The sequence below is a fragment of the Marininema mesophilum genome, from assembly GCF_900106775.1.
In the GTDB taxonomy this organism is placed as follows: Bacteria; Bacillota; Bacilli; order Thermoactinomycetales; family DSM-45169; genus Marininema; species Marininema mesophilum.
In genome coordinates this window covers 96,511-113,317 of record NZ_FNNQ01000004.1, presented here as the reverse complement: position 1 = coordinate 113,317, position 16,807 = coordinate 96,511, and the positions used below count along the sequence as shown (strand labels likewise).

At 46.4% G+C, this 16,807-nt stretch carries 16 protein-coding genes and 2 riboswitches; all 16 genes read right to left on the bottom strand.

The window, feature by feature from the left end; genetic code table 11:
- Positions 1 to 33: 33 nt before the first annotated feature.
- A complete protein-coding gene (gene ribE, locus BLV90_RS05375; protein ID WP_091737404.1) occupies positions 34 to 666 on the bottom strand; it encodes a riboflavin synthase in 633 nt (210 codons plus the stop codon).
- Entirely contained in the window at positions 666 to 1,784 is a 1,119-nt protein-coding gene (ribD, locus tag BLV90_RS05370; RefSeq protein ID WP_091737401.1) for a bifunctional diaminohydroxyphosphoribosylaminopyrimidine deaminase/5-amino-6-(5-phosphoribosylamino)uracil reductase RibD, read from the bottom strand. The genes ribE and ribD overlap by 1 nt, the downstream gene beginning before the upstream one ends.
- A gap of 229 nt (positions 1,785 to 2,013) precedes the next feature.
- Positions 2,014 to 2,150: riboswitch (FMN riboswitch) on the bottom strand.
- Positions 2,151 to 2,256: 106 nt separating this feature from the next.
- The gene (locus BLV90_RS05365) at positions 2,257 to 3,195 is read right to left on the bottom strand and encodes a COX15/CtaA family protein (RefSeq protein WP_177167913.1); all 939 of its coding nucleotides are present in this window, start codon (positions 3,193 to 3,195) and stop codon (positions 2,257 to 2,259) included.
- A 186-nt stretch (positions 3,196 to 3,381) separates the two neighbouring features.
- Positions 3,382 to 6,441, bottom strand: coding sequence for an efflux RND transporter permease subunit (locus BLV90_RS05360; protein ID WP_177167912.1), 3,060 nt, complete (start codon positions 6,439 to 6,441; stop codon positions 3,382 to 3,384).
- Between the two features lie 22 nt (positions 6,442 to 6,463).
- Complete coding sequence (locus tag BLV90_RS05355) at positions 6,464 to 7,093, bottom strand: TetR/AcrR family transcriptional regulator (protein ID WP_091737392.1); 630 nt, start codon at positions 7,091 to 7,093, stop codon at positions 6,464 to 6,466.
- 299 nt (positions 7,094 to 7,392) lie between these two features.
- On the bottom strand, positions 7,393 to 8,751 hold the full coding sequence (gene lysA / locus BLV90_RS05350) for a diaminopimelate decarboxylase (protein ID WP_091737389.1): 1,359 nt from the start codon (positions 8,749 to 8,751) through the stop codon (positions 7,393 to 7,395).
- Positions 8,752 to 8,833: 82 nt separating this feature from the next.
- Positions 8,834 to 9,010, bottom strand: a riboswitch (Lysine riboswitch).
- 83 nt (positions 9,011 to 9,093) lie between these two features.
- On the bottom strand, positions 9,094 to 9,447 hold the full coding sequence (gene spoVAE, locus BLV90_RS05345) for a stage V sporulation protein AE (RefSeq protein WP_091737386.1): 354 nt from the start codon (positions 9,445 to 9,447) through the stop codon (positions 9,094 to 9,096).
- Positions 9,448 to 9,528: 81 nt separating this feature from the next.
- Complete coding sequence (locus BLV90_RS05340) at positions 9,529 to 9,954, bottom strand: stage V sporulation protein AB (RefSeq protein WP_091737383.1); 426 nt, start codon at positions 9,952 to 9,954, stop codon at positions 9,529 to 9,531.
- A complete protein-coding gene (locus tag BLV90_RS05335) occupies positions 9,938 to 10,570 on the bottom strand; it encodes a stage V sporulation protein AA (RefSeq protein WP_245726257.1) in 633 nt (210 codons plus the stop codon). Before BLV90_RS05335 ends, BLV90_RS05340 begins: the two co-directional genes overlap by 17 nt.
- A 95-nt stretch (positions 10,571 to 10,665) precedes the next feature.
- Complete coding sequence (gene sigF, locus BLV90_RS05330) at positions 10,666 to 11,430, bottom strand: RNA polymerase sporulation sigma factor SigF (protein ID WP_091737380.1); 765 nt, start codon at positions 11,428 to 11,430, stop codon at positions 10,666 to 10,668.
- A gap of 11 nt (positions 11,431 to 11,441) precedes the next feature.
- Positions 11,442 to 11,897, bottom strand: a complete 456-nt coding sequence (spoIIAB, locus tag BLV90_RS05325) for an anti-sigma F factor (protein ID WP_091737376.1) — start codon at positions 11,895 to 11,897, stop codon at positions 11,442 to 11,444.
- Positions 11,894 to 12,247, bottom strand: a complete 354-nt coding sequence (gene spoIIAA / locus BLV90_RS05320; protein WP_091737373.1) for an anti-sigma F factor antagonist — start codon at positions 12,245 to 12,247, stop codon at positions 11,894 to 11,896. Before spoIIAA ends, spoIIAB begins: the two co-directional genes overlap by 4 nt.
- Before the next feature lie 135 nt (positions 12,248 to 12,382).
- Entirely contained in the window at positions 12,383 to 13,585 is a 1,203-nt protein-coding gene (locus BLV90_RS05315) for a D-alanyl-D-alanine carboxypeptidase family protein (protein ID WP_091737370.1), read from the bottom strand.
- Positions 13,586 to 13,763: 178 nt separating this feature from the next.
- Positions 13,764 to 15,089 (bottom strand): pyrimidine-nucleoside phosphorylase, encoded by a 1,326-nt coding sequence (locus BLV90_RS05310; protein WP_091737367.1) that lies wholly within the window; start codon positions 15,087 to 15,089, stop codon positions 13,764 to 13,766.
- On the bottom strand, positions 15,089 to 15,919 hold the full coding sequence (locus BLV90_RS05305; RefSeq protein ID WP_091737364.1) for a purine-nucleoside phosphorylase: 831 nt from the start codon (positions 15,917 to 15,919) through the stop codon (positions 15,089 to 15,091). The genes BLV90_RS05310 and BLV90_RS05305 overlap by 1 nt, the downstream gene beginning before the upstream one ends.
- Positions 15,920 to 15,972: 53 nt before the next feature.
- Entirely contained in the window at positions 15,973 to 16,806 is an 834-nt protein-coding gene (locus BLV90_RS05300; RefSeq protein ID WP_091737361.1) for a purine-nucleoside phosphorylase, read from the bottom strand.
- Between the last annotated feature and the right edge of the window lies 1 nt (position 16,807).

Here is a 16,807-nt window from a genome sequence, read left to right as displayed (position 1 = left end):
ATCCCTCCCCATGCTATAGTAGAAATCCTTTATTTAAAAGCCAAAGTTGCGCAGGCTTTCCGCTGTCATCTCCGTACGTCCCTCACCGATGAGCTTAGCCACTACTTTCCCAAGCATGTCTATTTCGATGTTCACCTCATCCCCAGGCTGCGCATGGACAAGCTGGGTATGCTCTAAGGTATGGGGAATAATCGAAACAGCAAACCCTTCCTTTTCTACAGTTACCAAGGTAAGACTAATGCCATTCACCGCCACCGAACCTTTATCCACCATCGTCCGGGTCAGCTCTTTTGGGACACTAATATGAAAAAGGACTGCGTTCTCCACCGGTTGGCGGGAGCGAATCTTTCCAACTCCATCCGCATGCCCTTGAACAAAGTGTCCCCCTAGTCGATCTCCTACTGCCAATGCACGCTCGAGGTTTACCGCAGACCCTGGTCTCAGTCGACCGAGGTTGGATTTTTTCATCGTCTCTGGCATAACATCGACAGCAAAGGCATCCTTATCGAAGTCGGTTACCGTAAGACAGACACCATTCACAGCAATACTATCCCCGATAGCTACACCCTCTAGCACTTTTTTCGCCTCTACCGATAAGCGCATCGCCATCCCTTTGCGGTCGAGCTTTTGGATTCGCCCTACTTCTTCTACCAAACCAGTAAACATCAGCAGTTCACTCCCTTCGCACCATGATCTGGCTTTCCAGTGATACAAATATCCTCACCAAAATGAGCGACCTCGACATCCGTTAGACGCATCGCATCCGCCATTTTCAAGGGATTTTCTCCTTCTAATGCTGTCTCACTCTCTTTTCCACCTAGTAACTTAGGAGCGAGAAAAACTTTTACCTGATTAACGTGGCCTCCTTGAAGGAGAGTAGCATTCAACTCCCCGCCACACTCCGTCAACACGGACATGATCTCCTCTTGTCCTAACCTTTGGAAAACCTTATGCAAATCGACTCGAGGGCTACCTCCTGTTCGGAAGACACGGAGACCACGTTCAATCAGCGCCTGTTCTCGCTTTTCATCTGCTTCTTCTGTACAAAATACCCAGGTAGGAACCTCCGAAACATCGGCTACAGGAGTATCCAAGGAAAGTTGCAACCGGCTATCGATCACCACCCGTATCGGGTTAACTCCCCCTCCTGGTAAGCGGGTTGTCAATTGAGGTCGATCCGCTAGTACTGTACCCGATCCCACCAAAACAGCATCATGGGTATGACGTAGTCGATGTACCTCCAACCGAGCGGCATCTCCGGTAATCCAACGGCTGTCACCAGAGACCGTTGCCGTTTTTCCATCTAAGGTTACTGCCGTTTTTAGGGTGACAAAGGGGAGTCCCGTTTTCCGATGATGAAAATATGCCTCATTAAGTTGAAGGCAATCTGTATTCAATACCCCCTCAATGATTTCCACGCCCGCTTCGCGGAGACGGATAAGGCCTTGACCGGCTACCCGATGATCAGGATCAAGACAACCTACCACCACGCGTTTAACACCGGAATCAATTATTTTCTTAGTACAGGGTGGAGTCCGCCCATAGTGGTTGCACGGCTCCAACGTAACATACAACGTACATCCCTTCGCCTGCTCTCCTGCCATATCCAAGGCATGAACCTCAGCATGGGGAGTTCCTGCTCGTAAGTGAGCTCCAAAACCGATCAAGCGCCCTTCCTTTACTGCAACTGCACCTACCATAGGATTAGGCGATGTTTGCCCCTGCGCTGATTGTGCTAAGGATAGAGCAAAACGCATCCATTCTTCATTATGATCGCCAACCATCGCCTCACATCCTCTTTTTTAGAAAGTATCAATACAACAAAAAAAGCCCGCGATCGGGGCTTTTTGTGGATAGGACAAGAAAGACGCCTGCCTGCAAACCATAGTGGGAGAGACCTCGCCAATTTGACGAAGTCCTTTTGCTCTCACATCATCTCAGAGAAGAGGGCAGACTGCCCCCATCATCTCTTTTCATGGATGTGGGTTCATCAGACACCTTGCATCTGTCCTGTTCATCCTTCTCCCATCCAGACTCTCACTGTCGGTCCCAGAGTTGCACCGGGTCAACCGCATAACGCGGGTCACGGACTGAGGCTATATCTAGCCATCACCGCCGGTGGGGAATTTCACCCCGCCCCGAAGGATTGACAGAGACACACGGTGGTTCATTCCATGGTCATCTTACCAAGTAATTATATAATACCTGTTGCAAAGTGTCTATGTGCAAGGAGATGTGCTGTAGTATATAAAGCTTTTACTTCTCAGATGACGAATTAGGCAACCTATTTTTTTGCCAAGGTGAGCCTACCTGCATCGCAAGATAGCAGAGTGAAGCAAAAAAGGCGGCGATCAGTGTGGTGTGCAGAAGTGCAATTAACAGTTCCAACTGAGTCAGGACAATTAGACCACCCGTAAATACCTGGGCTAATACGAGGAGAAAGGCGATCCAAGCACCCCGCTTTAAATCTCCACGTTTTGGATATCGCTTATAGATAGCGATCAGCAACCACAGTACCATGAAGAAGAGGAGGCCGGCAAAGAACCGATGCATCAGTTGAATTCCCTGAGGGGTTGTCATATCCGGTAACCATGCTCCCCCACAAAGCGGCCACTCGGAGCATGCTAGGCTAGCGCCCATATGACGGACGAATGCTCCTGTGTAAACGACGAAATATGTATAGACAGCTAGTCCCCATATCCCTAATTTTAACCCTTGGGAAACATCTGCTTGCTCTTTAGCTACCGTCTCACCCGATCGTTTCAATTGATAAAGAACGATACAGAGCAGGGTGGAGGAAGCAAAGGACAGCAGGGATAATCCAAAGTGTAGCGCGAGAACGGCTTGGGATTGACTCCATACTACGGCAGCAGCCCCCATCAATCCTTGTAATAGGATGAAAAACAAACTAGCGGAGGCGAATAGTTTAACACTGCCCTCTCGCCGATACGTGAGCCAAGCTAAAATGGTCAGTGCCACTACTAACATACCAACCATTCCTGATACGATGCGATGACTATATTCAATCCATAACTCTAATGTCTGGTAAGTAGGAAACACTTCTCCATAACAGAATGGCCAGGTGTTCCCACATCCCTCACCTGAACCCGTTTTAGTCACCACTGCCCCCTGGATCAGAATGATAAAGTTGCCAACAGAAGCAAAAACAGCCAGGATGCGAAGTAGTCGTTTCATATCGCCATTTCTCCTTTTAAATCGGTCCATTCTCAGTATCATCTTACCATAGGCTCTACCATACCCATGGAACCGAAGGGAAAGAGGCACAATTTCTTCATAGTTTACATGGCAAAGATCCCTGATGCATCCATGGCGAATTCTCACCATCCTGTCATCAGGGATCTTTGTTGATTCGCAAGCAAGTTAACCAGGGATTCCGTTATCCAGTTGACTCTTCTTTTCCGCTTTTCGTTCTTTACGGTGTAAGAGTTCATAAACAATAGGCACGATGACTAGCGTGAGGATGGTAGAAGCGATTAAGCCACCAATCACAACGACTGCCAACCCTTTTGAAATAATAGCCCCTTCGCCTATTCCTACAGCAAGTGGCAGCAAAGAGCAGATCGTCGTGATCGCCGTGATCAACACGGGGCGTAGACGGGTTCCCCCAGCTTCCAATATCGCCTGACGAATCGTAAGTCCCTTTCTCATCTGTTGTTGAATCCGATCCACTAACACAATGGCATTGGTAACCACAATCCCCACCAACATCAACATCCCGATAAAACTAGCAGAAGATATCGGCTGGCCTGCGATAAAATTACCTAACAATGCACCCGTGATAGCAAAGGGGAGGGAGAAGAGAATCGCAAAGGGAGCTCTTCCTTCACCAAAGGCGATCATCATGACGATAAAGACTAACCCGATGGCAAGCAGGATAGCGATCCCTAAATCCTTAAAGGATTCCGTAATCTGCTCATTACTTCCACCAAGGGTAACCTTCACATCATCCGCCAGTTTCAGTTTATTAAGCTTTGCCTGTAAATCTAGCAGTACGCCACCCGTATTCTCTTTTATGATATCACCCGAGATCGTTGCATACTTCTCTCCGTTTCGTAACTGGAGAACCGCTGGGTAGGTTACCTTTTTTACATCAGCAATCTCTTTGAGCTTCACTTTCTTTCCGTTTGGAGTCGATAATTCTAACTCTTTAATATCTTGTAACTGATTCATGTCCTTGGCTGCTAGTTGCATCTTTACTGGTTGCAAATTACCAGCTGAGCCGACTTTGCCTACCTCTTCTCCAGATAAATATGGACGAATGAAACTGGTTGCTTGAGCAGTCGTCAATCCATATTTCAATGCATCCTCATCCCGGATCGTTACATCGATTCCATTCATCATGGAGACTAGGGTATTGTCGACGTTATCCGCTCCCTCTAATCCCTTCACCAAATTGGTTACTTTTTTTGTTGCTTCTGTGATGCTCTTCTCTGACTTACCTGTGACGGTAATCATGATCGGTGCTGCGGATCCGGAAGTACTTTCTTGATCTTGTACGATAAACCGTGCCCGTTTATCCTTTGGCTTCAATATTTTCTTCAACTGTTTCATGCATGCCTTTGTATCGGCATCGGAGCGAAGTTTCACCAGCCAGTTGGCCTTTGCCCCATCCGTTGACATGGAGAAAACATCCAACTCCCCTTCAGGGGAACCGATCATTACTTGTGAAAGCTCGACGTCTTTCTCCTTGCGTATTTTCTGATCTAACTGTAATGCCTCATCCTTTAGCTTCTCAATATCCGTACCCTGGGGCATTTTCAGGTTCAGAACGAGAAACTTCTCTTCTTGTTCTGGCATAAAAGTAAATCCGGTTAATCCTGCGAGTGGTAGGCTCCCTAGAAATATGAGAGTGGCAAGAATCAACGTAATCACCTTGTGATTAAGCGTCCACCTTAAAATTTTCCGATATCCGTTACTAATCCGCATTTCCTTTTTCGTCTTAGGGACGGAGCGACGCATCAGCAGATAGGCAAGGGCGGGTACTACGGATACTGCGATAAGTAAAGAGGCGAGTAATGAACTAACCACTATTAAAGCAAAAGGAGTAGTAATCTGACCGATAAATCCACCTACCAAGGCCAGAGGAGCAAATACAGCCACCGTCGTTAACGTAGAGGCTGTAATCGCTGTTCCTACTTCCTTGGTTGCATCGATTATCAGCTTCTGGGACACCTCTTCACTCTGCAATCGGCGGACAATATTTTCGATGACGACGATGCTATCATCAATCACCCGCCCGACGGCGATTGCGATTCCACCTAAGGTCATAATGTTGAGAGTAAGATCAGGCACCATGTATTTCAACAAAGCAAGGGCGAGGAATATGGAAAGGGGAATACTGACAATCGCGATAAAGGTTGCCCGGATATTTCTAAGGAACAAAAGTATCAAGAGACTAGCAAAGAGTGCCCCAAGACCCGCTTCCCGAGTCATGCCCTCTACTGATTTCTTGATATCCTTGGACTGATCATAGATGATGTTTACGTCAATACCATTGGTACTCTTGGTGTAGGCAGCGATCTCTTTCTTCACCTTTTCAGCCACTTCTACCGCGTTCGCATCATTATTCTTTGTTACATTGACTGCGATGCTTGGCTTTCCTTGAATGCGGGTTAGGGATTCTGCCTCTCCTGAACCCCTAGTCACCTTCGCTACATCCTGTAGCTCTACTTTTCCTATAGGAGAAATCAGCTGTTTTTTCAAATCGTCAGTCGATGCAGCCCGGCCTTTAACCTGCACGGGATTTTTCTTTCCATCTACTTTAATTTGACCGGCAGGCAGATCAATATTGGATCCTTTTAAGGTTTGAATCAGTTGTTGTAGAGGAATTTGTTTTTCCTTTAATTTTTCAAGATTGGGACGGATATAGATATCCTCAGGCATCGTGCCCAAAATTTGAACATCGCCTACTCCATCTACACCTCGTAACGTTGGCACAATCCGATCATGAACCAACCTTTGTAGATCCTTTAGGCTTTGGCCATCTTTGGCAGTTACTGCACTATAAATAATCGGCTGGGTATCCATCGTAATCTGGCTAACCTTCGGCTTTTCTGCCTCAGATGGTAAGGAAACTCCTGACAGCACTTCTTCTACCCGAGACTTCATAGCACTCATATCTTCGCCAAATTCAAATTCCAGTCGTAAACTTGACACATTAGCAGAAGAATCAGAATAAACAGCCTTCACACCGTCAACGTTTTTCAACGCCTTTTCTAGGGGAAGAGTTACTTCATTTTGCATTTCCTGAGGGGAAGCCCCTGGGTTCACTTCCGTCACATATAAAAAAGGAATCGCAATATCTGGCATCGCTTCCTTATTGTATTGGGTGGTAGCATAAACTCCACCCACCGTCACCAATAAGGCCAAGATCATGACAGCAGCAACATTACGGATACTAAATCGAGTAAAGAATGACATAGCTCTCATCCTTTCTTTGTTCCTACTGTTGATATAGACCATACCGAAAGATTTCAAGATATTCCTTTAATTCTTCGTGAAATTTTTCCATATCCCCTAACCCACGATCTTCTTTCTCTAAATAACTGTCCATCAATTTTTTAGACATTACTTCCATAGCAGAAAAGAGAAGTTCGATCCCTTTTTGCACATCCACTTCTTTACGAAAACAAGTAAAGTCAATGCCGTCTAACATCAAACGTTGAAAATGATCCTCGTATAGCTTTTCATTTCGGGCGGTCATCTCCTCGTTCAACTCAGGGGGAGTGTCTACAAACGCGGTAACAACCATGCGATACATCACAGGAGTACTAGAATACATCCGTGTTTTTAGGAGACTAATCTGCAAAATACGTTGAATGATATCGGGTGATGGATCGTCAATTTTGGCGTATATATGGTCGACATAATATTGAATACAATAATCCAGTGCGAAAAGGTACACATTTTTTTTACTACCCAGGTAATGAAATAGTAGCCCTTTAGAAATCCCTGATTGTTGAATAATTCGATTCGTCGACCCTTGCTCATACCCCCGTTCTGCAAATTCTTCAATAGCCGCCTGAAGTACGGCTTCTCTTTTATTTGGCGGCATATTTGTTACATCTGGCACTCGAATAACCTCCCCGTATTGTTAATCTTCGTTAGAGTTAACAATACTATTGACCGGTTGGTCAATAGTATTGTATGTTGCATTGACCATCTGGTCAATGCTTATTTTTTATTTTTTTGATTTATTTTTCTCAGGAGAGAAGTGATATTTTGCCAATCCCATACTTGGCAGTTCGGTGTTGACATTAGCAAACAGAAAGAAGCATTTGTTCAAAGAGAACAAATGCTTCTTTCTAATTCAACGAAATTATTATCTGAGAAAATCGACCCGAACCTCTTCGTAGCCTAGCACTCGAATCCTCATCCCTCTGTTTCCAATACTGCATCTTTGTCAGTAACGGATACTTCTTTTCTTTTCAATCGCTCGGGCAATTGATCATTTTGCAAGAGATCCGCCAAACTTTCCCGGCGTACGATCAGATCCGCCACTCCTTCGCGAAGAAATACAACAGCTGGGCGTCGCACCCGATTGTAGTTATTGGCCATGGAGTAATTGTAGGCACCTGTACAACTAACCGCAAGTAGATCCCCATTTTTCACTTGAGGAAGAGATACATCCCAGATCAACATATCTCCACTCTCACAAAGCTTCCCCGCAACCGATACCGTTTCCGCTACAGGTTCTGCTCCTCGGTTAGCAAGCATCGCTTCATAGTTTGCTTGGTAAAGTGCTGGACGAGGGTTATCGTTCATTCCTCCATCAACTGAAATATATTTCCGCACTCCTGGAACCTCTTTCATCGTTCCTACAGTATAGAGTGTGGTTCCTGCTTCTCCGACGATACTGCGGCCAGGCTCTACCCAGATCTCAGGGATATCCATCCCATGAAACCCTATGCGAACGCCACGTTCGATTGCTTCTACATACTTTGCAACAGGTAGAGGTTGATCCCTGTCGTTATATCGAATCCCAAAACCGCCTCCAACATTCAACACCTTCGTCTGAAAACCCAAGGAGTTCTGGCACTCTTTACATAGATCGGCCATTTTCCCAATAGCAAGGGAGAAACCTTCCGTCTCAAAGATCTGGCTACCTATATGACAGTGAAAACCCAGCAGCTCTAATCCACTCGAGGAAAGGGCAAGCTGTGCAGCCTGAAACACCTGGCCACTTAGATAGTCAAAACCAAACTTAGAATCCTCCTGCCCCGTCTGGATATAATCGTGGGTGTGGGCCTCCACCCCTGGCGTCGTACGAAGGAGAATGCGCGCTTTGCTCCCCCGGGTAGTAGCTAGTCGATCCAACAAGGATAATTCTGTAAAATTATCCACCACAAAGAGTCCCACGCCTACTTCTAATGCCATTTCTAATTCTGAAAGGGTCTTATTGTTGCCATGAAAATAAATCCGATCTGGAGGAAAGCCAGCCTGTAAAGCGGTGTAGAGTTCCCCATCGGATACCACGTCGAGGAGGAGACCTTCTTCTTCTACAATCCGATTCATTGCCAGTGTGCTAAAGGCTTTACTTGCATAGGCGACTTGAAAAGCAAGACCCGTTTTTTGAAAAGCAGTAACAAACTGACGCATCCGATTGCGGATGTGCGCTTCATCTACCATATATAAAGGAGTGCCAAACTGTTCCGCTAGCTTAACGGTATCGCACCCTCCAATTTCTAGATGTCCTTGTTCATTAATCCGACTGGTGCCATGTAGATACATGATTGTCTCCTCTCTCCCTTTTTTTCATACAAATACAAAAAAGCAACGGACGAGTATGCGTCTGTTGCTAGAACGCCATCATCCTGATGGTAGCTCTCCGTAACTTACTTGCTACGGCAATCCCCGGGTTTTTCACTCAGGGGATCAGCATAACGGATTTGGCATCCGCCCACGCTTCGGCGAGTCGCCCTTTCTCCTCCCATCATCGATGCCCTTCTCCGGAAAGATACTGATGCGTCCTCGCTCCTCTACTCATTCAGAGCCGATCTTATTTTGTTCCTTGGAGAATATCACATTCACGTTCTCTCTGCCAAGGTAATTTTACCCATTTCTTTTAGAGATTTATCCCTTTGGTCGAAAAATCACCGCTGTAAAAAATCCAAAAATAATCGCCGCCGAGATCCCTGCACTCGTTACTTGGAAGATCCCGGACAAAACGCCGATTAATCCATCTTCCTTCGCTTCTTGTAAAGCCCCTTTGACAAGGGAATGGCCAAAACTTGTAATGGGCACGGTCGCTCCTGCTCCTGCAAATTCGATCAAGGGCTGATAAAGATCAAAACCGGATAAAATGGCTCCAGCGACGACCATCCCACTCAATACATGGGCCGGGGTCAAGGGCGTCAAATCCAAAATTATTTGACCGATGACACAAATCAGGCCCCCGATAAGAAACGCTGTCAAAAATGACCCCATCTTCTTGCCTCCTCCTTAGCTCAACAATTTTAGATATATTCATCAGAATCGCACTCCTCTTTTTACACGAAGTGAAATTGATCAGTGCACCGTATATACTATCCACTGAAACAACGACCCCACTACTTTGCCTAATACCATAGCCATGAGAAGATACAACAAATGATCTTGCAGACGAATGCGCTTGGCAAGAATGGGTAATACATTGATTACTTCTGTCAATGCTGCGGCTAATAGACCAATAAAACATCCTGCAATTAATCCGATAGGTATCAAACCCATCGGGGATAGGTGAATCGTCCAGCCAAAAAAGTCCATCCACGTCGCTCCCACTGTACCTAAAATCAGTGAGTGTTCATAGGTGCGAATAAACCGCCGTGTCCGTGTGATTACCGTTAGCCGTGGAATGATATCCAGTACGGTAAGGAAAGCGACTAACCCACTACCAACAGCGAGCCCCCCTGCCAGACCGATAAAGGCTAGCAGTGTATTATGGATCACGTCCATCGGGAGCACCCTTCCCATTTTTTTTCGTTTTCTCATGATCAATTACATACTGATCCATATTCTCCTGATAAAGAAATACTTCTAATTCAAGGGGACTCGGTTCTTCATTAAACTTCCGATTAAATAGATGATTAAAAAACAAAAGCATCCCGAGCCCGATACCAAAGGAATAGGGAATCTGCATAATCAGTGGATGGCTATTATTCATTCCAGTCATCAGGTAATAGATCCGTTGATGAACATCTCTCATACTTACATCCGTATGGAAATTCATAATCGCAAGACCCGAACCGATGAATAGCAGTAGCCATACCAAGCAGACATACAAAAGCACTGGAACCTTACGGTCCTTTTTCATCTCGATGATCGTGTGAGTAAGCCCTACACTCTCAACACGAATTCCTTCATTGGTCCGCCGAAGGACAGCTAGTACATCCATCAAATCTACAACGGCTAGGTTGCCTAGATCTTGATCATAGCGAAAGACAGGAAGATCCTCTAAAGCCTTCTCCTCTCCATCTGCTAAGAGCCGTGCGACGTCTTTAATACGAAGAACTTGCCCGGGGATGGCTGTAATCCGCTTTCTCATCTGCACATACACCCTTGTGATCGCCACATGGCATCCCCCCTCAACCCTGTCGCATCATTAGTATGCGTCCTCTTAAAAAATCCCATACAAAAAAGCATCGCCCCTGCTGGAGGGACGATGCTTCACATCTCATCCTCATCGATCTCATCACGAATCCGACGAATAATCTTTTTTTCGAGCCGAGAGACCTGAACCTGAGAAATCCCCAATCGCTCTGCCACTTCTGATTGAGTTTGATCCTTAAAGAAACGTAAGTAAACGATTAAACGCTCTCGCTCATTCAAACGATTGATCGCTTCTTTTAGAGCGAGTTTATCAAACCAAGCTGTTTGAGACTCATCGGCAATCTGATCCATCAAAGTGATTGGATCGCCATCGTTTTCATAGACCGTCTCATGGATCGATGTAGGAGCGCGATTAGCTTCCTGTGCAAACACGATCTCTTCGGCGGTTACTCCCATTGTTTCAGCTAGTTCGTGCACGGTTGGGGAACGACCCAACCTCTTTGTTAAATCATCCTTCGCCTTGCGAACTCGATTGGACAATTCCTTGAGGGATCGGCTCACCTTCACCATCCCATCATCTCGTAAGAAACGCTGAATTTCTCCAATGATCATAGGAACAGCATAGGTGGAAAATTTCACATCGTAACTTAAGTCAAACTTGTCCACTGCTTTTAACAGACCGATACATCCGATTTGAAATAAATCTTCCGCCTCATATCCTCGATTCAAGAATCGCTGAACTACAGACCACACGAGTCGAATGTTATGGCTAACTAACCGATCCCGTGATGCTGCATCCCCTTCTTGACTTTGTCGAATCAACTTTTTCACTTCTGTATCAGACAAGTGCGGGTGACGGGAATTACGTACATCAGATTCCATAGGCGCCGCCCCTAGTGTTGTATCGTTTGCTGATGGGTTTTTAAATGCTTGACTAGTTGGATTTTTGTACCTTGACCTGCTTGACTTTCGACAGTCACTTCATCCATAAAATTTTCCATAATCGTAAAGCCCATCCCTGAGCGTTCTAGCTCGGGTTTCGATGTGTAGAGAGGTTGTCTTGCCTCGTCCACATTATCGATACCTAGGCCTTGATCTACAATTTCAATTGAAACCTTATGCCCTTCCATGTAAGTACGAATCGTAATGACACCATCTGTTTTCTCTTCGTAGCCATGAATGACGGCATTGGTCACTGCTTCTGAGACAACCGTTTTAATATCTGTCAACTCCTCCATGGTAGGGTCCAGTTGGGAGATAAAAGAGGCAACGGCTACCCTAGCAAAGGATTCATTTTCTGACCGACTGGCGAAGGAAAGCTCCATAAAGTTTTTATGTACTTCACTCATGATGCCACCCCACAAGCTTGAATCGCTTGCTCCTCATTCTCATAGAAGGAGAAAACTTTAAATAATCCAGACATTTCAAATAACCGGTGAATAGAGGGTTGTACGGAACAAACAGCCATCTGACCACCTAACTGTGAAATCTGACGATATCGCCCCAACACGACACCAAGACCAGAACTGTCCATAAAGGTGAGATCCTCCAGATTAAGAACGAGATTTGTGTCAATCTCCTTCGACAACTCATTCTCCAACCGTTGGCGTACTTGAGTGGCAGTATGATGATCCAGTTCCCCAGAGAGACGGACAATCAGAACGCTCCGTCTACGAGCCACATCGACATACAGACCCATGTAGTTCCTTCCCCCTCGCTTTGACTGACTTGATCCTTATGTTTTCTACGATTACTGGGTAGGTTCCTTCTAGTTGACAAAAGAACCAAAAAATCGGGAAAGCCCGCCAGGACTTTCCCGATACTGTCGAAGGATTTATGAGGGGTTCACCTCGGAGGGTTCCACGTCCTCAGGAAGGAAGAACATCCACTTTAATGACCTCTTCATCAGTGTCCAAGTACCGGCACGAGGGATATCACGACCTGCGGCCAGATCCATTCGTACCACTTCACGCCCCCCTTTTTCGACATGAATACTGCCGATGGGCTGACCCTTCTTAAGCGGGGCTTTCAGCTTACGCCATTCCATTCGCTTCACATAGCCCTTTGGATCTTCCCCTTTTTTGATCACCAAACTAAATTGATGGGGGGCCCGGAAAATGATCCGATTTTGTTGTCCCTTGTCCACATGCAACGTAGTGATCTTTTCTCCTTGTTTATACACCACATGATTGATGTATTGACTAAAGGCAAAGTTGAGCATCCGGGTGATTTCCTGATTGCGTGTTTTCCCATTTGGGGCTCCCATCACCACAGCAATCACGCGAAAATTCTTTCGCTTCGCGGTTGCTGAAAGACAAAATTTCGCCTCGGAGGTAAAGCCTGTTTTTATCCCATCCATCCCCTGATAAAACTTTACCAACCGATTGGTATTAACTAACCAAAAGGGATTTTTCGATCCCTTGCGTAAATGATCCTCGTAAATACGTGTGTACTTCGTGATAGCTGGATACTTCAATAATTCCCGTGACATAATCGCAATGTCCTGGGCTGTACTGTAATGTTCAGGGGCAGATAAACCGTTGGGATTTTGGAAATGGGTATCCTTCATTCCAAGCTCCTGCGCCCGTTTATTCATTTGCGCAACAAAGCCCTCTTCGGTTCCTGAGATATGTTCTGCCAGCGCAACAGAGGCATCATTGGCACTTCCAATCGCCACCCCTTTAAGCAGTTCATTTAATTTCATCGTTTCACCGGGCTCAAGAAAGATCTGGGAGCCCCCCATCGAAGCCGCTCGTTCACTTACACGTACAGGGTCATTGTAGGAGATCTTTTGTGAATCTATCCCTTCCATCACTAAAAGCATCGTCATGATTTTCGTGATGCTAGCAGGAGCTAATCGCTCACGGCTATTTTTTTCATAGAGAACAGTGCCCGTGTCTGCATCCAATAACAAGGCAGACTTAGACAAAGGAGCTAACCCTCCTTCACTCGCCTTTGCGGCCCAGGCCGTTGATGGCATGAACAAAGGACAACAAAAAAAGATCAAGAGCGTCACCAAGCATACACGTGAACGCATCGCGTAACCCCTCCTATCTTCGTACTCCATAGTCTGAACGATGGCAAGGATGATTATTCCAACTGAGGACGGAAGGAATAGAAAAAATCACAAAATAAAAAAGGCGGCCATATTGGTCACCTTTTTCATGATCTACTACTTTTTTCAAACAGTCTGTGCAAACCAGCCACCTAACTACTTATAGCGTTTCAACACCTTGCTCTGTTACCAGCGCCTTAATCAGACGCGGCGCAACTGCCAGCTTATCAGAGATCGTCACCGCTTGGAGGAAGCGTGCCTGTACTTCGCCTACCTTGCTTTGATCATTGGCATGGAGTACCGCAAGCACCTCTCCTTCTTCTACACGGTCCCCTACTTTCTTCTTCAGGACAATACCTACTGCATAATCGATTTCATCATCCTTGGTTTCCCGACCAGCACCGAGCATCATGGCACAGATGCCAATCTCCTCGGCTTCCAAAGTAGCTACTGTCCCCGAGGAAGGAGCTGTTACTTCAATGAGGTGATCAGCTTGTGTGAGGTGGGAGGGATCATCAATCGCACGTTGATCTCCCCCTTGAGCTTCAACAAACTCACGGAATTTAGCAAGCGCACTACCATCCGCAATTTTCTCCTCAAGAATTCGCCGAGCCCCCTCTGCGGAGTCCGCTTTCCCCCCGATAACGACCATATGAGCTCCCAGGGTTAGACAAATTTCCGTCAGATCCTCTGGCCCAACTCCTTTTAACGTATCGATCGCTTCCTTCACTTCCAGCGCATTCCCTACAGCAAACCCTAGGGGTTGTTCCATATCACTGATAATCGCTACGGTTGTTCGACCAAGGTTTGAGCCTATCTCTACCATCGCTTGAGCGAGATTGATCGCATGCTCCTCATCCTTCATAAAGGCACCCTTACCCGTTTTTACATCCAACACAATCCCATCAGCGCCTGCAGCGACTTTCTTTGACATGATGGAGCTGGCGATGAGTGGAATCGAGTCTACCGTAGCTGTCACATCACGTAACCCGTATAACTGCTTGTCCGCTGGAGTTAGATCAGCAGTCTGTCCCATGACTGCTATGCCCAATTGGTTTACTTGATTGACAAAAGCATCGGTAGTAAGAGAGGTTGAGAACCCTGCAAAGGACTCCAATTTGTCGATGGTCCCCCCTGTATGACCAAGCCCCCGCCCAGATAACTTGGCTACTGGAACACCTGCTGCCGCTACCAAAGGGCCTAGCACCAAGGTAGTCGTATCACCTACCCCACCTGTACTGTGTTTGTCTACTTTCACCCCTTGGATGGAGTCTAGTTTGACTACATCTCCAGAGTGTACCATCTCCATCGTCAGATCGGCCCGCTCACGGGAGGTCATTCCTTGAAAAAAGACAGCCATCGCCCAAGCGGACATCTGATAATCAGGGATCTTCCCCTCAGAGTATCCCTGCACGAGGTGACGGATTTCCTCCGTTGAAAGTTCTTTACCGTCTCTTTTTTTACGAATCAGTTCTACCGTTTGCATTAGAGAGAAACCTCATCTAGGATGCCCTTCACCAGGCGAATAAAGCGAGGACGAGTACGATCCGCTACTTCCACTACCTGTTCATGGGTGAGGGGTTCCAAGTTTTCACCAATGGCCATATCGGTAATGCAAGAGATACCTAGCACTTTCATTCCAGCATGATTAGCCACGATGGTTTCTGGCACCGTAGACATACCGACGGTGTCGCCACCCAGATTGCGCAACATGATCAATTCTGCTGGGGTCATATAGGTAGGACCACTGACGCCAGCGTAAACCCCTTTTTGCAAGGAGAGACCTTGGGATTCACCCACTTGCTGTGCTAAGGTAATCAGTTCACGATCATAGGCCTCGGACATATCCGGGAATCGTACCCCTAGACGAGAATCGTTTGGCCCGATCAGCGGGTTGACCCCTGTCATATTGATGTGGTCTTCAATCAACATGAGATCCCCTGCGGCGAAGGTAGAGTTCATCCCACCACAAGCGTTGGTAGCGATTAAAACCTTCACACCAAGGGCTTTCATGACATAAACAGGAAAAACGACTTCCTGAACAGGATATCCCTCGTAGTAGTGAAAACGACCCTGCATCGCAATTACCGTTTTCCCAGATAGCTGACCAACAACTAATTGACCAGCGTGTCCTTCTACTGTGGATACAGGAAAGTGCGGGATATCGGAGTAGGGGATCACTGTAACATCCTCAATGTCATTGGCCAAATCACCGAGGCCAGAACCTAAGATAAGGCCGATCTCTGGTACGTGGGAGGTTTTTTGTTGAATCCAATTTTTTGCCTCTTCGATGCGATCAAATGCTGCTGTTGCCATAGATGGTCATCTCCCTCATATAGGCTATTTAATACTTCTGAGAAATGGAATTATTAGATATGAAGAATATCCTGGACGATACCTTTTACCAAACGAATAAACTGTGGTTTCACCTGTTCGGCCGTCTCCATCACTTCATCATGGGTTAGAGGTTGATCATTTATTCCTGCCGCCATGTTGGAGATACAGGAGATACCCAGCACCCGAATGCCTGCATGGCGAGCCACGATCACTTCTGGGACCGTAGACATTCCTACTACATCCGCTCCCAGGTTTCCAAACATACGGATCTCCGCAGGACTTTCATAGGAGGGACCTGTCACTCCTACATAGACACCTTCCTGAAGGTTTACACCAAAGGATTCCGCTACTCGTTTCGCAAGTTGATTGTAAGCAGGATCATAGGCCTCAGACATATCAGGGAAGCGAACGCCCCACTCGGATTGATTGGGTCCTATTAGCGGGTTATTAAATTGGAAGTTGATGTGATCCCGGATCAGCATCAACTCCCCTGCATTGAAGTTTTTATTGATCCCACCCGCGGCATTGGTAACGATCAGCGTTTCTACGCCAAGCTCTTTCATTACACGAATGGGAAAGGTAACATCCTGCATGGTATAGCCTTCGTAGTAGTGAAAACGGCCCTGCATGGCAATGACAGGCTGCCCTTCTAATTTCCCCAAAACGAGTTGCCCTACATGGCCCTCTACGGTCGATACAGGAAAATGAGGAATTTCGTTATAGGGAACCACATTGGCTTCTGTGATTTCATCGGCTAATACACCCAAACCAGAACCAAGAACCAGGCCAAGTCGGGGTTGTACCGTGGCTTGTTGACGGATAAAATCTGCAGCTAGTTTTGTTTTTTCAATAGCAGTAACAGACATC

Bases quoted from the DNA above. Each gene is read 5' to 3' on its own strand.
- ribE (WP_091737404.1), bottom strand. From the start codon at position 666: ATGTTTACTGGTTTGGTAGAAGAAGTAGGGCGAATCCAAAAGCTCGAC.
- ribD (WP_091737401.1), bottom strand. From the start codon at position 1,784: ATGGTTGGCGATCATAATGAAGAATGGATGCGTTTTGCTCTATCCTTA.
- BLV90_RS05365 (WP_177167913.1), bottom strand. From the start codon at position 3,195: ATGAAACGACTACTTCGCATCCTGGCTGTTTTTGCTTCTGTTGGCAAC.
- BLV90_RS05360 (WP_177167912.1), bottom strand. From the start codon at position 6,441: ATGTCATTCTTTACTCGATTTAGTATCCGTAATGTTGCTGCTGTCATG.
- lysA (WP_091737389.1), bottom strand. From the start codon at position 8,751: ATGTATCTACATGGCACCAGTCGGATTAATGAACAAGGACATCTAGAA.
- spoVAE (WP_091737386.1), bottom strand. From the start codon at position 9,447: ATGGGGTCATTTTTGACAGCGTTTCTTATCGGGGGCCTGATTTGTGTC.
- BLV90_RS05340 (WP_091737383.1), bottom strand. From the start codon at position 9,954: ATGGACGTGATCCATAATACACTGCTAGCCTTTATCGGTCTGGCAGGG.
- sigF (WP_091737380.1), bottom strand. From the start codon at position 11,430: ATGGAATCTGATGTACGTAATTCCCGTCACCCGCACTTGTCTGATACA.
- spoIIAB (WP_091737376.1), bottom strand. From the start codon at position 11,897: ATGAGTGAAGTACATAAAAACTTTATGGAGCTTTCCTTCGCCAGTCGG.
- spoIIAA (WP_091737373.1), bottom strand. From the start codon at position 12,247: ATGGGTCTGTATGTCGATGTGGCTCGTAGACGGAGCGTTCTGATTGTC.
- BLV90_RS05315 (WP_091737370.1), bottom strand. From the start codon at position 13,585: ATGCGTTCACGTGTATGCTTGGTGACGCTCTTGATCTTTTTTTGTTGT.
- BLV90_RS05310 (WP_091737367.1), bottom strand. From the start codon at position 15,089: ATGCAAACGGTAGAACTGATTCGTAAAAAAAGAGACGGTAAAGAACTT.
- BLV90_RS05305 (WP_091737364.1), bottom strand. From the start codon at position 15,919: ATGGCAACAGCAGCATTTGATCGCATCGAAGAGGCAAAAAATTGGATT.
- BLV90_RS05300 (WP_091737361.1), bottom strand. From the start codon at position 16,806: ATGTCTGTTACTGCTATTGAAAAAACAAAACTAGCTGCAGATTTTATC.